The sequence below is a fragment of the Veillonella parvula DSM 2008 genome, from assembly GCF_000024945.1.
Classification (GTDB): domain Bacteria; phylum Bacillota; class Negativicutes; order Veillonellales; family Veillonellaceae; genus Veillonella; species Veillonella parvula.
This window is the reverse complement of the sequence record NC_013520.1, coordinates 1,723,757-1,746,155: the sequence shown is the minus strand read 5'-3', so window position 1 is coordinate 1,746,155 and position 22,399 is coordinate 1,723,757. Positions and strand designations below refer to the sequence as shown.

The 22,399-nt window shown below is 40.3% G+C and carries 19 protein-coding genes and 8 tRNA genes; 22 read left to right on the top strand and 5 right to left on the bottom strand.

Annotation, left to right across the window (positions count from 1 at the left end):
• Positions 1–9 precede the first annotated feature (9 nt).
• Together atpD and atpC are read left to right on the top strand one after the other, a co-directional pair.
• The gene (gene atpD, locus VPAR_RS07845) at positions 10–1,434 is read left to right on the top strand and encodes a F0F1 ATP synthase subunit beta (RefSeq protein WP_012864783.1); all 1,425 of its coding nucleotides are present in this window, start codon (positions 10–12) and stop codon (positions 1,432–1,434) included.
• A gap of 3 nt (positions 1,435–1,437) precedes the next feature.
• A complete protein-coding gene (gene atpC, locus VPAR_RS07840) occupies positions 1,438–1,845 on the top strand; it encodes an ATP synthase F1 subunit epsilon (protein WP_012864782.1) in 408 nt (135 codons plus the stop codon).
• Between the two features lie 44 nt (positions 1,846–1,889).
• Here the strand turns inward: atpC and VPAR_RS07835 are convergent, their stop codons facing one another.
• From VPAR_RS07835 to VPAR_RS07820, 4 genes are all read right to left on the bottom strand, one after another.
• Positions 1,890–2,798 carry a hypothetical protein gene (locus tag VPAR_RS07835; protein ID WP_012864781.1) on the bottom strand — a complete coding sequence of 303 codons (909 nt, stop codon included), beginning with the start codon at positions 2,796–2,798 and terminating at the stop codon, positions 1,890–1,892.
• A gap of 109 nt (positions 2,799–2,907) precedes the next feature.
• Positions 2,908–2,983: transfer RNA gene (locus VPAR_RS07830), tRNA-Val, on the bottom strand.
• Positions 2,984–2,986: 3 nt separating this feature from the next.
• Positions 2,987–3,061: transfer RNA gene (locus VPAR_RS07825), tRNA-Glu, on the bottom strand.
• Positions 3,062–3,065: 4 nt separating this feature from the next.
• A tRNA-Asn gene (locus VPAR_RS07820) sits at positions 3,066–3,141 on the bottom strand.
• Positions 3,142–3,881: 740 nt separating this feature from the next.
• On the opposite strand from VPAR_RS07820, the gene VPAR_RS07815 reads away from it, so the two are divergent.
• The 4 genes from VPAR_RS07815 to VPAR_RS07800 all read left to right on the top strand — a co-directional run bounded on the left by VPAR_RS07815 (position 3,882) and on the right by VPAR_RS07800 (position 7,776).
• Entirely contained in the window at positions 3,882–4,724 is an 843-nt protein-coding gene (locus VPAR_RS07815; protein WP_004695072.1) for a fumarate hydratase, read from the top strand.
• 19 nt (positions 4,725–4,743) lie between these two features.
• Complete coding sequence (locus tag VPAR_RS07810) at positions 4,744–5,304, top strand: Fe-S-containing hydro-lyase (RefSeq protein WP_004695073.1); 561 nt, start codon at positions 4,744–4,746, stop codon at positions 5,302–5,304.
• A 171-nt stretch (positions 5,305–5,475) separates the two neighbouring features.
• Positions 5,476–6,027 carry a TIGR01440 family protein gene (locus VPAR_RS07805; protein WP_008602458.1) on the top strand — a complete coding sequence of 184 codons (552 nt, stop codon included), beginning with the start codon at positions 5,476–5,478 and terminating at the stop codon, positions 6,025–6,027.
• A 9-nt stretch (positions 6,028–6,036) separates the two neighbouring features.
• Positions 6,037–7,776 (top strand): LPO_1073/Vpar_1526 family protein, encoded by a 1,740-nt coding sequence (locus VPAR_RS07800; RefSeq protein ID WP_012864780.1) that lies wholly within the window; start codon positions 6,037–6,039, stop codon positions 7,774–7,776.
• Positions 7,777–7,932: 156 nt separating this feature from the next.
• Here VPAR_RS07800 and VPAR_RS07795 read toward each other — a convergent pair whose 3' ends face one another.
• Positions 7,933–8,658 carry a Crp/Fnr family transcriptional regulator gene (locus tag VPAR_RS07795; RefSeq protein ID WP_012864779.1) on the bottom strand — a complete coding sequence of 242 codons (726 nt, stop codon included), beginning with the start codon at positions 8,656–8,658 and terminating at the stop codon, positions 7,933–7,935.
• A 272-nt stretch (positions 8,659–8,930) separates the two neighbouring features.
• Between VPAR_RS07795 and hcp the strand changes: the two genes are divergently transcribed.
• From hcp to tuf, 16 genes are all read left to right on the top strand, one after another.
• Entirely contained in the window at positions 8,931–10,496 is a 1,566-nt protein-coding gene (gene hcp / locus VPAR_RS07790) for a hydroxylamine reductase (protein ID WP_012864778.1), read from the top strand.
• Between the two features lie 550 nt (positions 10,497–11,046).
• On the top strand, positions 11,047–11,709 hold the full coding sequence (gene sdaAB, locus VPAR_RS07785; protein ID WP_042466818.1) for an L-serine ammonia-lyase, iron-sulfur-dependent subunit beta: 663 nt from the start codon (positions 11,047–11,049) through the stop codon (positions 11,707–11,709).
• A gap of 11 nt (positions 11,710–11,720) precedes the next feature.
• A complete protein-coding gene (gene sdaAA / locus VPAR_RS07780; RefSeq protein ID WP_012864776.1) occupies positions 11,721–12,593 on the top strand; it encodes an L-serine ammonia-lyase, iron-sulfur-dependent, subunit alpha in 873 nt (290 codons plus the stop codon).
• Between the two features lie 69 nt (positions 12,594–12,662).
• Complete coding sequence (locus VPAR_RS07775) at positions 12,663–14,081, top strand: CCA tRNA nucleotidyltransferase (protein ID WP_012864775.1); 1,419 nt, start codon at positions 12,663–12,665, stop codon at positions 14,079–14,081.
• Positions 14,081–16,048 carry a penicillin-binding transpeptidase domain-containing protein gene (locus VPAR_RS07770; RefSeq protein WP_012864774.1) on the top strand — a complete coding sequence of 656 codons (1,968 nt, stop codon included), beginning with the start codon at positions 14,081–14,083 and terminating at the stop codon, positions 16,046–16,048. The genes VPAR_RS07775 and VPAR_RS07770 overlap by 1 nt, the downstream gene beginning before the upstream one ends.
• Before the next feature lie 101 nt (positions 16,049–16,149).
• Positions 16,150–16,977: a bifunctional 5,10-methylenetetrahydrofolate dehydrogenase/5,10-methenyltetrahydrofolate cyclohydrolase gene (locus VPAR_RS07765; RefSeq protein ID WP_012864773.1), complete on the top strand. Its 828-nt coding sequence runs from the start codon at positions 16,150–16,152 to the stop codon at positions 16,975–16,977.
• The gene (locus tag VPAR_RS07760) at positions 16,970–17,311 is read left to right on the top strand and encodes a hydrogenase maturation nickel metallochaperone HypA/HybF (protein WP_012864772.1); all 342 of its coding nucleotides are present in this window, start codon (positions 16,970–16,972) and stop codon (positions 17,309–17,311) included. The genes VPAR_RS07765 and VPAR_RS07760 overlap by 8 nt, the downstream gene beginning before the upstream one ends.
• 15 nt (positions 17,312–17,326) lie before the next feature.
• Positions 17,327–17,980: a hydrogenase nickel incorporation protein HypB gene (hypB, locus tag VPAR_RS07755; protein WP_012864771.1), complete on the top strand. Its 654-nt coding sequence runs from the start codon at positions 17,327–17,329 to the stop codon at positions 17,978–17,980.
• Complete coding sequence (locus VPAR_RS07750) at positions 17,977–19,398, top strand: hypothetical protein (protein ID WP_012864770.1); 1,422 nt, start codon at positions 17,977–17,979, stop codon at positions 19,396–19,398. The genes hypB and VPAR_RS07750 overlap by 4 nt, the downstream gene beginning before the upstream one ends.
• A 28-nt stretch (positions 19,399–19,426) precedes the next feature.
• Positions 19,427–19,891, top strand: coding sequence for a BREX-3 system P-loop-containing protein BrxF (brxF, locus tag VPAR_RS07745; RefSeq protein WP_004695092.1), 465 nt, complete (start codon positions 19,427–19,429; stop codon positions 19,889–19,891).
• A gap of 447 nt (positions 19,892–20,338) precedes the next feature.
• Positions 20,339–20,414: transfer RNA gene (locus VPAR_RS07740), tRNA-Thr, on the top strand.
• A 10-nt stretch (positions 20,415–20,424) separates the two neighbouring features.
• Positions 20,425–20,509, top strand: a tRNA-Tyr gene (locus VPAR_RS07735).
• Between the two features lie 5 nt (positions 20,510–20,514).
• Positions 20,515–20,590: transfer RNA gene (locus VPAR_RS07730), tRNA-Met, on the top strand.
• A 31-nt stretch (positions 20,591–20,621) separates the two neighbouring features.
• A tRNA-Thr gene (locus VPAR_RS07725) sits at positions 20,622–20,697 on the top strand.
• 5 nt (positions 20,698–20,702) lie between these two features.
• A tRNA-Met gene (locus tag VPAR_RS07720) sits at positions 20,703–20,779 on the top strand.
• Between the two features lie 180 nt (positions 20,780–20,959).
• The gene (gene tuf, locus VPAR_RS07715; RefSeq protein WP_012864763.1) at positions 20,960–22,147 is read left to right on the top strand and encodes an elongation factor Tu; all 1,188 of its coding nucleotides are present in this window, start codon (positions 20,960–20,962) and stop codon (positions 22,145–22,147) included.
• Positions 22,148–22,399 lie beyond the last annotated feature (252 nt).

Below are 22,399 nucleotides of genomic sequence, written 5' to 3'. Positions count from 1 at the left end.
CATCTGTCGATGAGTAATAATATTGGTAAAGTTGTGCAGGTCATCGGCCCAGTTGTAGACGTGCGCTTTGATGCTGGTCATTTACCAGCTATCTACAACGCCATCCACATCTACCATGACCACAAGGCACACGATAGACAAAAAATCGTAGTAGAGGTTATGCAACACTTAGGCGACGATACAGTTCGTTGCGTTGCTATGAGTTCTACTGACGGTATGACACGTAATATGGAAGCGGAAGATACTGGCGCTCCAATCTCCATCCCTGTAGGGGAAGGCGTATTAGGTCGTATCTTTAACGTACTTGGTGAAACGGTAGACCATGATCCAGCTCCAGTTGTGGCTGATGAAAAGTGGCCTATTCATCGTCCAGCACCTAAATTTGATGACCTTTCTCCGGATACACAAATCTTGGAAACAGGTATTAAGGTCGTTGACCTTATCGCTCCATACGTAAAAGGTGGTAAAATTGGTCTCTTCGGTGGTGCCGGTGTAGGTAAAACCGTATTGATTATGGAATTGATTCATAATGTTGCTACAGAGCACGGCGGTTACTCCGTATTCTCCGGCGTAGGTGAACGTACTCGTGAAGGTAATGACTTGTGGAACGAAATGAAAGAGTCTGGCGTTATCAACAAAACAGCTCTCGTATACGGCCAAATGAATGAGCCACCAGGGGCTCGTATGCGCGTAGGTCTTACTGGACTTACAATGGCTGAATACTTCCGTGATGTGAAAAAACAAGACGTGCTCTTGTTCATTGATAACATATTCCGCTTTATTCAAGCGGGTTCCGAAGTATCCGCCCTCTTAGGTCGTATGCCATCTGCCGTAGGTTATCAACCTACATTGGCTAATGACGTAGGGGCATTGCAAGAACGTATTACATCTACAAAAGAAGGCTCCATTACCTCTGTACAAGCTGTATATGTACCTGCCGATGACTTGACTGACCCTGCTCCAGCAGCGACATTCGCTCACTTGGATGCGACAACAGTATTGTCTCGTTCCATTGCGGAACTTGGTATCTATCCAGCGGTGGATCCTTTGGATTCCACAAGCCGTATTTTGGATCCACATGTACTTGGTGAAGAGCACTACGCAGTAGCTCGTGGCGTACAAGAAGTATTGCAAAAATATCGCGACCTTCAAGATATTATCGCAATTCTTGGTATGGAAGAATTGTCTGACGAAGATAAACTCACTGTATCTCGCGCTCGTAAGATTCAACGTTTCTTGAGTCAACCATTCTTCGTAGCAGAAGTATTTACTGGTTCTCCTGGTAAATATGTGCCATTGTCCGAAACATTGAGAGGCTTCAGAGAAATCTTGGATGGTAAACATGATGAATTGCCAGAAGGTGCATTCTACATGGTTGGTACCATAGATGAAGCCGTTCAAAAAGCAAAGGAAATGCAAGAGAAGGGGGAATAATCCATGGCGGAACCTATGACCCTACAGATAATTACACCTGATGCAATCGTATTCGAAGGTCAATCTACATTCTTTGTAGGTAAAGCTATCGATGGTGCTTTTGGTATTTTGCCAAATCATGCGCCTATGATTATTGCATTAGACTTAGCACCTTTACGCATTGATCAACCAGATGGAACATCTCGTGAATATGCTGTATTTGGTGGCTTCTGTGAAATTGAACATAATAAGGTGAGTATTGTAACCCCTGACTGTCAAGATCCAACATCCATTGATGTGGAACGTGCTCGTCAAGCTAAAGAGCGTGCAGAAGGTCGGTTATCAAATCCTACACCTGATATTGATGTAGAAAGAGCGGAAGCAGCATTGCAACGTGCTTTACTGCGCTTGCATGTTACAAAAATGTTATAAGAAAAAGGCTAGCCATCTGGCTAGCCTTTTTTTTATAAATTTATCTACAAGACGCTCACACCTTTTAAGGAGTATGCAGTATTCTTAGGTTGTTCTACTTGAAAATCTAATACAACAGGTGCCTCAGAATTAATACCAGGTGCTTGGTAACGGTCACGGTCTGTTGGAATTCGTTTGTATGGTAATTTATCAAGTAATATAGTCATAACTTTGTTCCAAACTGATTTATGTGTTGGCATAGTTAAAGAGTCATCAGTTTGGTTGAAGCCCGTACGAACAGTATGGATTACCTTATCGTTTACATCATAATAGTATAAAAGGGCATTAACCTTTGCAGCGATATAAATTTCATGATTATCCTTATTGTATGGATCTGGGCTGTTAATAGTATTAACTTGTACATATATATCTTGTAATGGCACAGGCATAATAACAATTTCAGAATTTTGGGCCTCTGCAATTTGAGCAAGATCAGCGGCTTTAATTTCTGCAGTTGGTGTGTTAGTACTTACAATGGTTGTATCATAGTAAGGATATTTAAGTGTATTTGATAAGCGATCTGTCATGTAGTGACCAAATTGAGCTGTGTTTTCATTGCGCAAATTTGCTGGTACAACAATAGTTACTTTGCGGCTTGGAAAGTTTTCCAAGTGACCATCATGACTTGTACTAGTAGCATTAATAGTTGCTTTTTCTGAAGCTCCAGAAATTGGTGTAGTTGTTGGTGTTGCAGCTACTTTTATGACAGGCTCCATATTTGTTTTAGGGGGTAATGTAGAAGCCTCATTACTTGTATTACTTTGTATAGTGCTAAGAGCCACAGGTTGCGTTGTATTTGGTGTTAGCTGACTCAAATCGATCATAGCAGCACTAGCTGTTGTAAATGCAGTTGTGAGTAGTACAGCAAGTACTGTAAGTAGTGGACGTTTATAGAGTCCGAAGTTATGTAACATAATTCCTCCTCTTAATAAAACTCTTTTAAAATTACAAATTATACAATTTATATTATTATATCATATATATAAAAAAAAGAAGCAAGCTTAACAGCTTGCTTCTTTAGTCTGGTGGACGATGACAGGATCGAACTGCCGACATCCTGCTTGTAAGGCAGGCGCTCTCCCAGCTGAGCTAATCGTCCATGTGGTGACCCGTCCGGGAATCGAACCCGGGATACCGCCGTGAAAGGGCGGTGTCTTAACCGCTTGACCAACGGGCCAGAATGGCTCCTCGAGTAGGACTCGAACCTACGACCGATCGGTTAACAGCCGATTGCTCTACCGACTGAGCTATCGAGGAATGGTACGATTGTTATTATATGTTAGATTAATTATAAAAGCAAGCATTTTTTTTAGAACACTATAAAATAGATACTATCAATTATGACTAAAAGACATAACTTTATAAATAAAATTGGTTATCAATAATTTTGATGAGAGAGTCATTAAAATTAATAAAATCTATAGAGCTTAATAACTATAGATATTTACTATGTTCTAAGGTGATTGCATGACTCCAAGTGCATGGGAGTTAGCAATATAAGTATATTGAAGATAATCGGTATACATATGCATTATAGAAAAGTTTAAAAGATTTAGTTGAAAAGTAGTATCAGTTAAGAAAGAAGTGTATTTATCTTATTAGATATAGCCTATGTTTGTGGTTCATTTTAAACCAAATCTATATATAATAAAGTAGGTAAAAATATAAGATATAAAAATCTTATTGATATATGATAGACTATGACTTTTATCACAATGCAGGGCTATTTTAGTGACTAGAGAATAAGGTCTATATAGCCTATTGAAAAACCGAAATATATACAAAAATATTCATGAAAACAATTCTCAAAAACCGAAAAATCATTGAGAAAACTGTATAGGTAAGGCGTTGAATCCCCCTATATTGTGTGCTACGATTTATGTATAGAGTTAATCTCATCGGTTTGAGATAGATATTCTTTCATATGTTTGAGAATTTTATTTTATCTCATCGGTATTAGAATTAATATTCAACTATTTTCCTGAGGAGGGATTATCTTGCGCGAGATTCAAGTATCTGAAATCACAAAAACAGTCCGTCAAATGTGTATGGACGCAGCTTACCACTTGCCAAAAGACATCTATGAAGGTTTGAAAAAAGGCCGTGAAACAGAAGAGTCTTCAGTAGGTCGTATCGTTCTTGATCAAATTATTAAAAATGCAGAAATTGCCGATGCTGAAGATCGTCCATACTGCCAAGATACTGGTATGACTATGGTATTCTTAAAAGTTGGTCAAGATGTTCATTTCGTTGGTGGTGATCTTACAGAAGCTATCAATGCTGGTGTTGCAGCTGGTTATGTTGAAGGTTATCTTCGTAAATCCGTTGTAGCTGAACCATTGTTCAATCGTAAAAATACACAAAATAACACACCTGCAATCATCTATACTGAAATCGTTCCTGGCGATAAAGTAGATATTCAAGTAGAATTAAAAGGTTTCGGTTCTGAAAATAAATCCGATGTAGCTATGCTCGTACCTGCTGATGGTGTGGAAGGCGTTAAAAATGCAGTCCTTGAAATCGTAAAACATGCAGGTCCTAACCCATGCCCTCCAATTGTACTCGGCATTGGTATTGGCGGTACTATGGACCAAGCAGCAGTTATGTCCAAAAAAGCGTTGCTTCGTGACATTAGCGTACCTCATAAAGATGCAGACTATGCAAAATTAGAAGAAGAAATCATGGAAATGGTTAACAAAACTGGTATTGGACCTCAATTGGGTGGCACTACAACTTGTATCGGTGTAAACATCGAATGGGGTGCAACTCACATCGCAGGTCTTCCTGTTGCAGTTACTATCATGTGCCATGCTGCTCGTCATGCTCACGTAGTACTTTAATCGATAGGAGGTAAAAACAATGGCTGAATCAATTCGCATTAATACTGAAGAATATAATGAAGAGTTTTCCCGCAAATTAAAAGTTGGTGATAGCGTTCTTATCACTGGTAAAATTTACTCCGCTCGTGACGCTGCTCATAAAGTTATGACTGAAGCTTTAGCGCGTGGTGAAAAATTACCAATCGACTGGACAAATAAATTCGTTTATTATCTTGGACCAACACCTGCAAAACCTGGTGATCCAATTGGTTCCGCTGGTCCTACAACTTCCGGTCGTATGGATGCTTACACACCAACAATGCTTGACCAAGGTATCAAAGGCATGATTGGTAAAGGTTCCCGTAAACCAGAAGTAGTTGAATCCATGAAGAAAAATGGTTGCACATACTTCGCAGCAGTTGGTGGCGCTGCAGCATTGATTGCAAAATCCATCAAAAAATATGAAGTACTTGCTTATGGAGAACTTGGACCAGAAGCTTTGGCTGAATTGACTGTTGAAGATTTCCCTTGCATCGTGGTTGGCGATACTGAAGGTAATAACTTCTACGAATTAGGCCAAAAACCTTACAGAAAAATCTAATATCACCATTGAGTGATTGAAAGAGGCTTGCTAAAGCAAGCCTCTTTTTGTTGTTAAGCCATAATCATAAGATGTTCATCCGTTACGTGTAGAGTTTAGTCTACCGATTCTGTCGGTTTTATGATAATATACATATAGATTTTATACATTCAATTTGAGTGAGGCGATAACATGACTTCTGTAGAAACTATTCGTCAGTCAACTCGCAACGCGATGGCTGAATTACTTGATTTAGCAAAGGTTCGCGAAGGTCAATTATTCGTTGTTGGCTGTTCCACTAGCGAAATTGTAGGTAAAAAAATCGGCACTGACTCTCACCTTGATGTGGCTCAGGTCGTATTTGATGAAATATACAATGCTGTTAAGGCTAAAGGACTTAACTTGGCTATTCAATGTTGTGAACATATTAATCGTGCACTTGTTATGGAACGTAGCGCCATGACATGGGAGGAGGAAGTTAATGTTGTTCCTCAACGTCATGCGGGTGGTGCCCTGGCTGTGATGGCGTACGAATATTTTGATGATCCTGTGATGGTTGAATTTATTCAAGCTGATGTAGGCATCGATATTGGAGATACTTTCATTGGTATGCACATGAAACACGTTGCAGTGCCTGTACGTCTTTGTGTGAAAGAAATTGGGAAAGCACATGTGACCGCTTGTCGTGTTCGTCCGAAGAGCATTGGCGGTGAGCGTGCTGTATATAATGAAGCATTGATGTAGGGGGATAGTATGTCAAACCTAATACCGTATTTTGTATTAGCCGTCGTGGCATTGGGATTCTTTGCTGTTTGCTATGCTGTATTTAGCGGTGGTGATGGTGAAAGTAAGGCAAAAGAAAAATCCTATAAAAACATAAGTAATAAAAATAATCCTAAAGCGCATAATGATGTTATATTTGCAACGGAGTCGCAAGAGGGCAATGTAACAATCACACATACGAGTGGAACTAATGTATATACTGCATCAATTCCGGATACAGTTGAAACGGTGGTCGGTGAAGAGCGAGAACCGGCTGAACCTCTGGTTGATCCTATAGATACCTCTTATAATAAAAGAAGTACTCTAAAGTCTAATTCAAGTCATGTTTCAGAGGGAGAATATGCGTTAGCATTAGGTTCGGATAATGGAACACCAATAGGGGATGAAACCATTGTGATGACAGCCGTATCAGATCTTAAGCAAGCTAATCAAGCCAATCAAGGTGTTACTCCGTTGGTGGATAAAACTATTGTCCTCGATGTTGTTACAGATGAACTTCTCAATAACGCAAATAATGTTGAAGATACAATTGCTATGGGTGAATCTGTGGAAGCCTTTGAAGCTGATGAAGCGGATAGCATAGATGCTACACAGATGATAGGTGGTGCAAACGAAATACAAACCGCGGAAGGTCCATCGGTATTAGATGAAACGCGTTTGTTTGATGCTTCTGAAATTGAAGCGCAATTGGCGGCAACAAGTTTAACTGAAGAGGAGGAACCGCATGGTCAATGGGCAAAAGCGGCGCATGAGGATAAATGCGTTGAGTTGGCTATAGCACCATTTGTTCATTCCTTTGGGGTGTTACATGGTGATACGCAACACTATGTAGAATCTATTACAAGAGATGCTTTAGCGGCTCTCAATATTACAAAAATTGTTGAAGTGAATGCATTACTAGAGAATATTGTTATTCAAGAAGCTTTGATGAGTATGCAAAAGGCATATGCCGCTACAAATACAGAGTGGATGAAGTCCGCTGCGTTAGGTGCTTTTCTAGATGTGGTTCAATCTCCTAAATCTAGTACGCCATACCTCGTAGCTTTTGATGCATTACGTGTATTACCTCATTTAACATTAGGTCACTTCCAAGTTATGGCCTTAACATTATTGTTACATTATTCTAGAAATTCTAATAACTATGGATTGATTCACTTCCAACATTATGTGGAAAAATATATTGAGCCATTCATCTCTGATTTGCCTCGAAATGATTCCTTCTATCGCCAGCTAGACTACTTACGCTGTACACAAGAAGAACAAGAGCCTATCACTTTATGCCAAGTGTTGTCGAATTCATATCCGTTTGTATTCAACTATCGTGGTTTCTCTAAGGAAGAACTCTTCCGTGCTACAGATGGTCATGGTGTGGATCCACGTTATGTGGTGCGTAGCTTGAACTCCAATCTTTATAAATTAGCCTTGGTAGATGAGTCTTTAGCACCACAATTCTTTAGACAAACACGAATTTCTAATGCTATGGTTCAACGTGATCTTTTAGCTCTGATGAAGAGCAAACCTACTGCTTTCAGGGGCCAAGAGGCGCGTGATATCATGGATGATATTTCACCGGTTCTATTGGACTTAGCTGATGTCTTTGATAGCACGCCAATGTCTAAAATTAGCTTAACATTGTTAGGCCTTTACTTAGGTCGTGCTCATGTGAAAGCAACCATTGGTGAAGAATTTGATTTGTCTCATTGGTTCTAATTTACAATTTTAAGCACTATATAGTTTGAAAAATTATATTATATAGTTATTATATACTTAAAACCGTTATATACTTTATGAGTCGTGTAATAAAAAAGTCTCTCAAGATTATCTTGAGAGACTTTTTAGTTTGTTAAATTTAATAGCCATTAAGTATTAAAAGGTGTTAAAGCCGAATTCTTCAATGTCTTCAATGTTTTTAATTGTTACGGTGCGCCCTGTAATATCAATGAGACCTTCATCGCGAAGGCGCCCTAATTCACGGCTAAGGGCTGTGCGAGATACATTGAGAACCTCAGCCATTTGCTCGCGGTTGTGGGGTAATTGAATTGTGTTAGAATGCTGACGTTTATAAATATCTGTTAAGTACGCAAAAATCTTTTCACGCATCCCTTTTAATGTGAGGTAGTGGACTTTTCTGGTTAATAGAATTGCTTTTTCAGATAAATCCTCTAATAGATTAGATAGGATTTTAGTTTGGCATTGATGACAATCCGGTAATGTTTTAATAAAGGTTTCAAGGGGAATAAACATAATTTTAGTTGCTTTTGTTGCCTTAATGGTAGCAGGCCATAAAGGCTGTTTGCTAAATAGTAGTGCTTCTCCAAAAATATCTGATTGCTCTAAGTTTGCCATAATAACTCGTTGGCCCATCACATTTTCACGAGTCAGTAAAGCGCTGCCTTCAAGGATGACGCCGATACCCTCCATAGGATCTCCAGCGAGGGCTATAAAATCGTTTTTTTTGTAACTGTGGATGATAACTTTGGCATTATTTAAATAGCTACGCAGCTCTGGCTCTCCTAATGTATTGAATAAAGGACATTTCACGAGGGTGGGCATATATTGATTAATGATATCGTTTGAAAGTATTTGTTTCATAAGTACCTCCGGTGTGATAAAGTCTATAGCAATTAAAAATGATTATTGTATAATAAAAGTATAAGACTAAATGGTCTACCTGTTCCATAAGAGAAGTCAGGAAAATTTTTGAAAAAGTTTTTATTTGTTGCTCAAGCTACAGAAATTGTATCATCTTTACGTTATACTTTCAAATGTAATCAATCAGACAACTGATAAAACATCAGTGTAATGTATAGGTTTTATATTATCTAGCTTGACTGCGAGGAAGTCTCGCAAAGGAGGATTTTTAAATGAGTATGTTCTGTTATCAATGCGAACAATCTGCAGCACCAGGTGGCTGTACTGTACAAGGTGTATGTGGTAAAACTGCACCAGTTGCTAACTTACAAGACGAATTAACTGCTGCCTTAGTTGGCTTGGCTCGCGCTTTAGACGTAAAGGGTCATACTAAAGAAGGTATCGATTATATTATGCGCGGTTTGTTCATGTGTGTAACAAACGTAAACTTCTCTGAAGACCGCGTTCAAGAATTCATTGACGAAGTGAATGCTTACCATGCAAAAGTGGACAGCGCTCAACAAAACTTTGATTGGGAACAATTGTGGAAAGGTGAAGAAGACATCGTATCCCTTCGTTCCACATTATTGTTAGGTATGCGTGGTATGGCTGCATACGCATGGCATGCTGCTCGCCTTGGCTTCCACGATGCTGATGTTGACGCTTGGTTCGTTAAAGGTATGGTAGAATTCGCTAAAGATCACAGCGCTGAAGAATGGCTTGATCTTTTAATGGAATTCGGTCATATCAACTTGAAATGTATGGCTGTTCTTGATAAAGCTAATACTGAAACATATGGTACACCTGTACCAACTACAGTTCCTTTGACTGTAGAACCAGGTCCTTTCATCGTTGTAACTGGTCATGACCTTCATGACTTGAAACAATTATTGGAACAAACTGACGGTAAAGGTGTAAATATCTATACTCATGGTGAAATGTTGCCTTGCCACGCTTATCCTGAATTGAAGAAACATCCTCAATTGAAAGGTAACTTCGGTACAGCATGGCAAAACCAACAAAAAGAATTTGTTGATGTTCCTGGTGCATTCTTGTTCACTACAAACTGCATTATGCCACCAAAAGAAAACTACAAAGCTAATATCTTCACTACAGATATGGTAGGTTTCGATGGTTGTGCACATATCGAAGAAAAAGAAGATGGTACTAAAGACTTCTCCGCCGTTATCAACCGTGCTATCGAATTGGGCGGCTACAAAGAAGCTCAAGAATTCACTGGTATCAACGGTGGTCATGAAGTAACTACTGGTTTCGGTCATGGCACAGTATTGGGTATTGCTGATAAAGTAATCGACGCTGTAAAAGCTGGCGCTATTAAACACTTCTTCTTGGTAGGTGGTTGTGACGGTGCTAAAGTTGGCCGTAACTACTACACTGAATTCGTTAAACAAACTCCAAATGATACTGTAGTATTGACATTGGCTTGTGGTAAATTCCGTTTCAACGACATGAACATCGGCGAAATCGGTGGTATCCCTCGTATCCTTGATATGGGTCAATGTAATGATGCTTACTCCGCTATTCAAGTAGCAGTAGCTTTAGCTGGTGCATTTGAATGTGATGTAAACGACTTGCCATTGACATTGGTATTGTCCTGGTATGAACAAAAAGCGGTATGTATCTTGTTAACATTGTTGGCATTGGGTATCCGTAACATTTACATCGGACCTTCCTTGCCTAAATTCTTCTCCAGCAATGTATTGAACATTTTGGTAGAAAAATTCCAATTACATCCAATTACAACTCCAGAAGCTGACATGAAAGCTATCTTGGGTTAATAGGATCTATTAATCTGTTAACCACAGTCCTACGTCCCCTCTCTTTTATGATTTAGGACTGTTGTTATAAATGACGCACCTAGGGTTATCCTTAGGTGCGTTTTTTTACTATTATTGTGAAAGCTATCTATCGAGTGTTTGTATATTGATGGGGCCCAAAATTATTTCGACAACTTGGTTACCAACAGGCACAACCTATCTCATGCCTCCATACGGCGCGTAAGTCGGCCCTCAATAGGTTGTGTCTGTTAGTAAAATGTTTGTGGAACATAAGTCCCATCAATATACAAACTCATAAAATAGCTTTCATCAGAATAGTGAGGTGAGGGGGAGATGTCGCTGCATAAGTATAGTCTTTCCTTTTTATAACTGTAGATATAAAGGCGTCCCATCAATATACTGCTCTTTGATAGTTTTCATATAAATAGTAGTCCTTCATAGACGCACAAAGATGCCTCTAATGTGCATATAGACAAGGCTCGATATTGGTTGCTATACTATAGGTGAAATAGGATTTTTTCACATGGTTTATGTGTATATAGAGGCATATATGAATAGTATTTTTGATATTATAGGACCTATCATGATTGGTCCGTCTAGTTCGCATACAGCGGGGGCTGCTCGGCTAGGCAAGATGGCGCGTTGTATTTTTCGTTCTACTCCTAAAAAGGTAGATTTAACTTTATATGGATCTTTTGCAAAAACTTACAAAGGTCATGGCACGGATCGTGCCTTGATTGGTGGTTTATTGGGTTATAAAGAGGATGATAAAAATATCCGCATTGCTCATGAAATAGCGAAAAAAGAGGGGATGGAGTTTGCTTTCATCGAGTCTCCTCTTGATGTAGGGCATCCAAATGTGGTGCGTTTTGATATGTATGATGAACATAATCGTCATATGACTGTTATTGGTCGCTCTCTCGGTGGGGGGCAGATTATGATTACCGAAGTAGATGGAAATGATATGTCCATTACAGGAGATGAGTTTACGCTCGTCGTGTTCCATGAGGATAGACCTGGTGCGATTTCTCTTGTTAGCCAAGCATTGAGCGAGTCTGATATTAATATCGCTACGATGCGTGTATTCCGAAAGGGCAAGCACAAGGATGCGGTCATGGTTATTACTACGGACACAGTGGTAAATCCTATTACGGTTCAGTTTATGCGCGAGTGTCCAGGGATTCAAGATGTTATGACCTTTGAAGCGTTATAGGAGGGCGAATAATGAGTTATGCATATGATACAATTGCAGATATTATTCGCCTAGGTGAGGAAAATAATATTTCCTTTGGCGATGTAGTACTGCGCTATGAATTAGAAAATTATGATCGTAATGAAGAAGCGGTTGTTCGAGAAATAGAGAATCGCTTAGATATTTTTGAGAGCTCCATTCAAGACGGTATAGCTTATGCTGAGAAAACTGCTTCTGGTATGTCGGGTGGTCAAGCGGCACAGCTTAATGGGAAAACACCTCGTTTTATGAGCGATATTGCATATAAGGCGATGACTTATGCTATTGCTGTAAACGAGGCGAATGCAAAGATGTTCCGCATTGTCGCTTGTCCTACGGCAGGCTCTTGTGGTGTTATGCCTGGTGCTGTGAAAGCAGTAGCTGATCACTACCAATTAGATAGAGCCACAGTTGTAAAAGGCTTCTTAGCTGCGTCCGGTATTGGCAATGTGGTGGCAAATCGAGCTTGTGTTGCTGGTGCTGTTGGCGGTTGCCAAGCAGAAATCGGCACAGCTGCGTGTATGGCGGCAGGGGCTATCGTCGAAATGATGGGAGGCTCACCACGTCAAGTAGGCCATGCTATTGCATTGTGCATGAAAAATTTGTTGGGCCTTGCTTGTGATCCGGTGGCGGGACTCGTAGAGGTGCCATGTGTTAAACGTAATGGTTTCTATGCAGTTCATGCTATTACTGCATCTGAAATGGCGTTGATGAATATTGAAAGCCAAATTCCACCAGATGAAGTCATCGAAGCGATGAATAATATAGGTCGTGCTATGCCGGCAGCATTGCGTGAAACAAGTGATGGCGGTCTTGCGGTAACACCGACAGGTACAGCTATTGCGGAAAGAGTGCAATCCTTATAAGGATTGCACTTTTTTCATGCTTTCATTTGTAGTAAAATAAAAGTTAGACTAGTTCAGAAAGGAGCGTGTATGATGGAACAAGCAAATCGAATATTGACCATATTGGAAGAAGCTGGTCATGAAGCCTATATCATAGGCGGCGCTGTGCGCGATATTTTAATGCATCAAAAGCCGCATGACTTCGATATTGTGACGTCTGCACGTCCCGATACGGTAATTGAAGTTCTTCGCAGTCATGATATTCAAACGACAGACCTCGTAGGCAAATCTTTTGGTGTAGTGGTAGCTACATTAGAGGGAAAGCAATACGAAATTGCTACATATAGAACAGAACGATATGGCGCAGATAGCCATCGTCCCGAAGAAATTACTTATGCCGATACCTTAGAAGAAGATGTATTGCGTCGTGACTTTACAGTCAACGGCATGGCTATGAACCGCTACGGTGAGGTTATTGACCTTGTAGGTGGACGCCGAGATATAAAACACAAGACGTTACGCACCATTGGTAATGCGCAGGAACGTTTTGAAGAAGATGCATTGCGATTATTTAGGGCGTGTCGCTTTGTGGCAAAGTTGGATTTCTTGCCGAGTAAAGAGCTATTAGAGGCTATGCCTAAGGCCTTTCATCGCGTACCTGGGTTATCCTTAGAACGCGTACGGAGTGAGATTAATCGTCTTATGTTAGAGCCTGCGGTGGCTAAGGGACTTGATGTCCTTGTTCAATCTCGTTTGGCAGAATGCTCTTGTCGCGTTGTAGAAAATGGTGTGGCTCGGGAGGTTCCTATCTTGCCTGAACTATACCATCTCGTGAATTTGCCCCAAGAAAAGGACTTTCATGAATTCGATGGTTGGTACCATACACTAGCCGTTGTCTCCCATACGGAACCGGATTTGGTGTTGCGTTGGGGGGCTTTATTACACGATGTGGCAAAGGGGATGCCAGCGGTGCGCGCTGTTATCAATGGTCGCCTCACGGATCGTGGGCATGATACACTAGGAGCGGAGATGACAGAAACGTTATTAACACGCCTAGGATATCCGAAGGCCTTTGTGCAACGAGTGGCGTGGATTGTGAAAAACCACATGCGCTTTCACTATTTCGTACAAAATGGTGATGCAAACGAGAAAAAATGGCTTCGTAAGGAAGCTCGGAGTGGAGAGTTCCGAGATAGCCAAATTATGCGCACTGCCTGGGAGCAATTAGCTAAGGTTTGTGCTGCCGATGTGTTAGGCTGTGGGAAACCTTACTCATCTACAGATGGAACGTTAGCCTTTGGCGAATGTATGGCAGATCTTAGTTTGGAGATGCCTGTGCATACAAAGGATCTAAATTATGATGAACGAGTGATTAAACTCGCTGGGAAGCAAGTAGGGGAAGGATTGCAATATTTATTGGGTCAGGTACAAAATGGGGTTGTTCCTAATGAACCAGATGCGCTATATGACGCATTAGACCATAAGTTACGCCGTCCAGTGGAGAAATGATGAATTTACTAAATAAAGCGTTGCGACACGTGAGTGGTTGGAGTCGTACTACTTGGTGTCTTGCCATTCTCATGACTGTTGCCTTTGTCCTCATAGGGCGTTTGGCACAGTTGCAGGTCTTTGATACATTTGATCTGGAGAAGAAAAATTTATTACAGGTTCAAGTAGATAGAAAATTACAATCACCGCGCGGTACAATCTATGACCGTAATGGTAAGCCTTTGGCGATGAGTGTGGTTACAAAATCTTTGTATGCGGATCCTAAGATGATTAAACAGTCTCCCCAAGAGATTGCGGAACTCATTTCGCCATATGTAACCATGTCAAAAGAAAATATTGTGAAAGCTCTGCAAGAGGATTCTGCCTTCGTATGGATTAATCGCATGATGGATGCGGACAAGTCTAAGGCGGTGGCACAAGTCATTAAGGATAATAATATTGCGGGCCTTAACTTTGTGGAAGAGTCCAAACGTTATTACCCAAATGGTGTACTAGCAGCTCAAATACTAGGGTTTGTCGGTACCGATGATAAAGGCCTTGATGGTCTCGAAATGGTCCTCGATGATGAGTTAAAGGGTGGCGTACAGCAAGAAATCGTTGCTACCGATAATAAAGGTAATGCTATTTTTGGTTCCGTTTTGTCCAAGTTCTTACCTGATAAGGGTAAAAGCGTAACTTTAACAATTGATGCGACCATCCAATTTATTGCAGAACGTGCGCTTGATAAAGCGATGGCTGATACAGGGGCTAAACATGCTAGCGTTATCGTTATGGATCCCAAGACTGGTGAAATTCTTGCGATGGCAAATCGTCCAAGCTATGATCCTAACAATTATAACCAAAGTGGAGAAGAGGCTTTCAAAAATATTGCTGTTACTAACTTATACGAACCAGGTTCTACATTCAAACCAATCGTTGCATCTGCAGCTCTTGCATCAGGAAAGTGGAAATTAGAAACCGTGTACAATGATAAAGGGGCCTTTGTAGCGAATGGTCATGTGATGAGAAACTGGAATGGTGAAGGTTATGGACCAGTTCGATTGCTAGATATCTTGAAGTATTCTATCAATACAGGTATGGCAGAAATTGGTACAACAACTGGGGCAGATATCCTTTCTAAATATGTGCGCGATTATGGTTTTGGCTCTGAAACGGGCATTGAATTGCCTGGTGAAGGAGCAGGTATCCTGTATAATCCGGAAGATATGAGTAAGTTGGATGTAGCGACTATGTCTATCGGTCAAGGTATTGCGGTTACGCCGTTACAAATGGTACGTGCCTTTGGTGCTCTTTCTAATGGAGGAGCCATGATGCGTCCGCATATTATCAAGTCTTATAGCAATGCTCAAGGGGAAGTAACAAGCACTACCGAAAATACTGTAGTAGGTCAACCAGTGCCAGAGGAAACAGCAAAAACTATTGTAGATATCTTGGAAAAAGAGGTGTCTGAAGGCGGTGGTAACAAAGCGATGGTAGAAGGCTATCACTTTGGAGGCAAAACTGGTACGGCGGAAAAATTAGATACTAAACGCGGTGGCTATTTAGATGGTCAATACATTGCATCCTTTATCGGCTTTGGCCCTGTAGAGGATCCGAAATTTGTGGTTCTTGTAGCCATTGATGATCCGCAAAAAGGGTCTATTTATGGTGGTCAAATTGCGGCACCAGTATTTAAAGATATTGTGTCTCAACTTGTACGGTACTACCAATTGAGCCCATATGTTAAAGATAGTACTCCTGTAGCTGTTAAACCTAGCAATACATTACCAGAGCCAAATCTTTCTAGTGATGGTTCCGTAACGTTACCTAATTTTACGGGCTTCACCTATGGTGAGGTACGTGATTGGTTACATAAGGCGGGGCTTGCGTTTAAGCCTGATGGAACGGGTATTGCCGTTTCTCAAGATGAAAGTGGGGGCACTACTGTTCAAGCGGGGACGGCAATTACCGTTCACTTTAATAGATAATTAGAAATTATAGACAGTTCGTTATATAATAGAATAAGAGACTTTGGTGCCTCTCAGGAGGCACCTTTTTTTATAAATAGTTTGAATGAATGGAGATACTTATGATCGAATTACGAGGTAAAGCGGTAGCAGATGCTCACAAGGCGATTTTACAAGAAAAAGTTGCAGCAGTAGGCAACTCTGTGATTACTATGGCAGTGTTACTTGTCGGTGAAGACCACGGCGCTCATATGTATGCTACATTTATGGAAAAAACAGCTAAAAATTTTGGCTATGGTTTTGTGCTAAAGCAATTGCCTAAAACGGCAACGCAAGATGAAGTAGTAGCGGCGTTACATGAATTAAATACTGATGCATCTATTCATGGGATTTTGCCGCTAATGCCAATGCCTAAACACATTGATACAGAAGCCCTTATCGATATGTTAGATCCTAAAAAAGATATTGATGGTCTTACAACATATAACATCGGTTTAGTAACAGCTGGGAAGGGTGGCTTTGCTCCTTGTACGGCTAAGGCTTGTATGGCTATTTTAAATCACTATAATATTTCTGTAGAAGAAAAACATGTGGTTGTAGTCGGTCGTAGCCAAGTTATCGGTAAACCTATAGCGCTTATGGCTCTCTCTGCACATGGTACCGTTACAATGTGCCATTCTAGAACCCCTGATCTAGCAGAGCAAGTAAAGCGTGGTGATATTGTTATTGCCGCAGCTGGTCGTGCTCATATGATTACGGCTAATATGATTAAGCCAGGTGCTGTTGTTATTGATGTAGGTATTAATGAACTGGATGGAAAAACTGTAGGGGATGTTGATTATGATGCGGTAAAAGATATTGCATCTGCCATTACCCCTGTACCAGGAGGCGTTGGATCAGTCACTACAACAATGATGCTCGAAGCTGTGTACGAGGCATATCATGCATGAGATGTCTATAGCAGAAGGTATTCTTGATGTAGCGCTCGATACCTTACGTCAACATGATGCGACAGTCATTCATTCTATTCAACTAGACTTAGGTTTAATGAGTGGGGTAGAACCGGATTCATTGCTATTTTGTTGGGAAGCCATTACGAAGGGAACACCTGCGGAAGGCTCACGCATAGAAATCAATACAGTTCCTATTGAAGGAAAGTGTTTAGATTGTGATAAAATATTTTTTGTAAAAAATTATACGTTTATTTGTCCTTATTGTGACAGTCATTTCGTACAAACTATAGGCGGTCGCGAGTTACAAGTGACCTCTATGGATATCGATTGATAGAAAGGTTAGGGCATGCAAGTTCAAGTTAAAACTAATGTACTGGCAAAAAACGATGCTATTGCAGAGGCTTTACAACAGTTGTTTAAGGAAAAGAATATATTTGTATTTAATCTGTTAGGTTCACCTGGGGCAGGTAAGACTTCCCTTTTGGAGGCAACCCTACAAGATTTAAAAAAGGATTATCGCTTAGCCGTTATTGAAGGCGATTTATTTACGGCAAAGGATGCTAAGCGTATTCATGAGTTGGGTGTGCCTGTTATTCAGATTAATACGGTTGGTGGGTGCCATCTCGATGCACAGATGATTCAAGATGCCTTAGGTGATCTGAATCTTGATGACCTCGATATGATTATTATCGAAAATGTAGGAAATTTAGTGTGCCCTGCGGAATTTGAGATTGGTGAAAGCATGAAAGTAACGATTTTATCTGTTACCGAAGGTGAAGATAAGCCCCTTAAGTATCCGTTAATCTTTAAAGAGTCTAAGGCCATCCTTATTAACAAGATTGATTTATTGCCTTATGTGCCTTTCAAAAAGGAGCAGGCAATACAAGATATCCGTAATTTAAATCCAAATGGAGAAATTTTTGAAGTAAGTTGCACGGCCCACAACGGTCTTGAAACATGGTTGAATTGGTTGCGTGCACAGTTGGAGAATAATCGATGAACTATTCTATGAAGAGCCGTATTGTAGCAGCCCTCCTTGTGGGCTTGTGTGCTACTACAATCAGTTATGCAGCAGAGCCTGCCATTTCCACTGTTAACCCAGTTGCAGTAGAAACTACTGATGACACTAACGTTGTAGCTCAAGATTCCGCTAATGCGAGCAATGATGGTAGTGTAGATGGAACTGGTGAGGTTGATAGCTTGTCTTACCTTGATAATGCACCAGTTAGAGTTGTTAAGCTAGACCCAAAAACGAAACAGGAAGGTTCTAAAACTGGATGGCTCGCAGAGCAAATGGCTGTAACTGAATTTGGTGATTCTATACAATTCTGGCAAGCGGATAGTGAGAACGAAGGTCCTTTGCCGAGTATCACTCAGAATAATTTAGCTGATATTGGTAAGTCTTATACGGCAAACAGTTTACCGCCTTTAGGTTCTCAAGATGACTATGCTATTGGCACATACCGATTGGGGGATCAGTTTGAAGTCCCAAAAGATGTAGAAAAAACTGAGGTACGTGATAACTTTACTACGTATTACATGAAAGATGTAGCAGTAACTGTATATACTGGACCTGCTCAAGAATTGTTGGTTAACAATCAATTGCGCGGTCAAGGGGCGACTTACTTCTTTGAACCAAATACTATTACAAATATTCATAGTACGAAAAAAGGCGCTAATACAGTACGTGACATTGGTCCTGGTAGCACACGGATGGAATTGATATTTGCCTATGGCAGTCCTAATGCGATGTGGCGTGATAAGAAAAATGAGACGTATATTTTCCTTTATGAGGGGCATTCCGAAAATTCATTGCCTCAAAAAAAGGAGTTTAAGAGTCCCGTAGAGAATACAAATAGTAATAGCCAACAACAATCTATGCTTGGTCAGCAAAAAGAATATATTGCTTTCACCATTAAACAAAGCAATATAGAGGCTGTAGACATTATTAGTGGACAAGTATGGCCTAGGTTTGGATTGCCGAAAGCTGAAGTGTATGATTTTGAAGCTGGCACGCTTACGGCTGATGATTTTGTATTGCGTGGTTTCAAGTTGAATGATCATTTTGTTAATGATCCTAATAATGATTGGAAACATCAAGGCATATTGTTTGGCTCCACATTTATTGGCTATAATGAATACGGTGTGAGTGTAGATAAAAAAGATCTTATCAATCGCGTATTATTAAATGTTTATACGCCTACACGTCGTGGAATCGCGATGGGTGATACCAAATATTTATTGCTCTTTGTGTATGGTATGCCAACTCGTATTGTTGAATCTACAACAAAGGCGGGGACGTCTACCGTATATGAATATAAAAATCCAGCGGCAAGCAACTCTTATTTACAGTTTGCCCTAGATGATAAAAACCAATATATCAAATCCGTTATGTTATCTGACCGTCCTGTAAAATAGGATAGGTCACAGCGAGGAGGCAAAGGGTATGGTTACTGTACAAGATGTAAAAGAACGTTGGGAAAAGATTCAAGGTGATGATGAACGTATATTGTTTATCGTTGGTGGTCCAGGTTCTGGTAAAAGTTTGCTAATTCGTGAATTGTCTGAGCAGAAGGGCTGGAAATACTTGGAAGCTAAGCAACTCATTGAGGAAGAGTTTTTGCTCGTGCCTCGTGATGAACGGCCTCAATTAGCGGAAGAAGTTATTTGCCGTGCTCTTAGCCGTAGCGATACGGAAGTAGTCTTGCTAGATGGCATTAATGTATTCTTTGCACCTATCTTAAATCTAAAACCATTTGAGTTGTTAAAAACTATTAGTAAGAAGTATCCTATTGTCGTTGGCTGGCGTGGACATATTGAAGGGGACCAGTTGTACTTAGAACATAACAATAATCCTAAACATGCTGTAGTTAGTATTGCACATCCAGATCATGTTATTGCAATCGACTAAAGGTATGTTTGAACATATTGGTTGAATATAGAGAAAACTATAAGTGTATAGAAGGAGATAGCGGGCTATCTCCTTTTTTAGTTATATAATTACAGTTATTAGGTAAAAAATATAGTTTTGTAATTTCCTATTATTTGATTTTAGTAAACCTGAAATATGGATGTTAGCAGGCATGGACTGGTAAGGAATGAAACTATGTAAAGGTATATAAAGAATATACTAGTAAATAAAAGTTGATTACTGGATATATACTGAAAACAAGGCATTTTATAGAGGATTGATAAAATATAAATTTTTTTTGACAAAATACTTGCATAGGGTATCGTTTCATGTTATTATGATTAAGCACTAAGGGTGACCACAGTGAACGAAAAACTTCAAAAAAGTTTTTAAAAGGTTCTTGACACTTAGTGTGCTAGGTGATACAATTCATCTTGTCGTAATGATGCTGGCGTAGCTCAATAGGTAGAGCAGCTGACTTGTAATCAGCAGGTTGTGGGTTCAATTCCTATCGCCAGCTCCATTTTATTTATGGAGGGATTCCCGAGCGGCCAAAGGGAGCAGACTGTAAATCTGCCGTCTTCGACTTCGAAGGTTCGAATCCTTCTCCCTCCACCATTCATAGCGGGGTGGAGCAGTTGGTAGCTCGTCGGGCTCATAACCCGAAGGTCGCAGGTTCAAGTCCTGTCCCCGCAACCATAAAAACCACAGTGAAATGATCGTTCATTGTGCTGGTGTAGCTCAGTCGGCAGAGCGTATCCTTGGTAAGGATAAGGTCACCGGTTCAATCCCGGTCACTAGCTCCATACATGGCGGCATAGCTCAGTTGGCTAGAGCAATCGGTTCATACCCGGTGTGTCCGCGGTTCAAATCCGTGTGCCGCCACCATTAAACCTCACCTTGGTGGGGATTTTTTTATTTCTTTACATATGACATGCTATTCTAAGACTTTGTATATATGGTATAATAATAGGTAAGGAAATCTTATATTCCATTGATAAATTAGGGTTAATATATTATATTAATACTAGAATGTAATTTGTTTTTGTGAAGGAGGATATAATCCTAATGGCAAAAGAAAAATTTGAACGTACGAAACCGCATGTTAACATCGGTACAATCGGTCACGTTGACCATGGTAAAACTACTTTGACTGCTGCAATCACTAAAGTATTGGCTGAAAAAGGTCAAGCTGACTTCCAAGATTACAGCATGATTGATAAAGCTCCAGAAGAACGTGAACGCGGTATCACAATTAATACTGCACACGTTGAGTATGAAACTGCTAACCGTCACTATGCACACGTTGACTGCCCAGGCCATGCTGACTATGTTAAAAACATGATTACTGGTGCGGCTCAAATGGACGGCGCTATCTTGGTTGTATCCGCAGCTGACGGCCCTATGCCTCAAACTCGCGAACACATCTTGTTGGCTCGCCAAGTTGGTGTTCCTGCAATCGTAGTATTCTTGAACAAAGCTGACATGGTTGACGATGAAGAATTGATCGAATTGGTAGAAATGGAAGTTCGTGAACTTCTTTCTTCCTACGAATTCCCTGGCGACGAAGTACCTATCGTTGTAGGTTCCGCGTTGAAAGCTTTGGAAGGCGATGCTCAATATGTAGCTAAAATTGACGAATTGATGGACGCTGTAGACTCCTACATCCCAACACCAGTTCGTGACACTGATAAACCATTCTTGATGCCTGTGGAAGATGTTTTCACAATCACTGGTCGTGGTACAGTAGCAACTGGCCGTGTTGAACGTGGTCAAGTAAACGTTGGTGATACTGTTGAAGTAGTAGGCTTGAAAGAAAAAGCTGAACAATACGTAGTAACAGGTCTTGAAATGTTCCGTAAAGTGTTGGATTCTGCAGTAGCAGGTGACAACGTAGGTGCATTGCTTCGTGGTGTTGATCGTAAAGACATTGAACGTGGTCAAGTATTGGCTAAACCAGGTTCCATCAACCCACATACAAAATTCAAAGCAGAAGTATACGTATTGACTAAAGAAGAAGGTGGTCGTCATACTCCATTCTTCTCCAACTACCGTCCACAATTCTACTTCCGTACAACAGACGTAACAGGTGTTGTAAACCTTCCTGAAGGTGTAGAAATGTGTATGCCTGGCGATAACGTAACAATGGAAATCGAATTGATTACTCCAATCGCTATCGAAGAAGGTCTTCGTTTCGCGATCCGCGAAGGTGGCCATACAGTAGGCGCTGGCGTAGTAACAGAAATCGAAGGTTAATACAAGTTTATAGCTCAATGTATCGATACATTAGCTATATAATTGAATTTTAGATTCAATAAAAGGGACCCAATGGGTCCCTTTTATTTTGTATATATTGATGATTAAGAGTATATGATTGAATCGCTAATATATTGAAACAATGATGATTTTATAATGTGACATATACGTTGTATTCAGGCTTCAAAGGATAATCATACTATTGATACAAATTGAGAAGAAATTTTAATATATTGTAACCTTAGATACAAC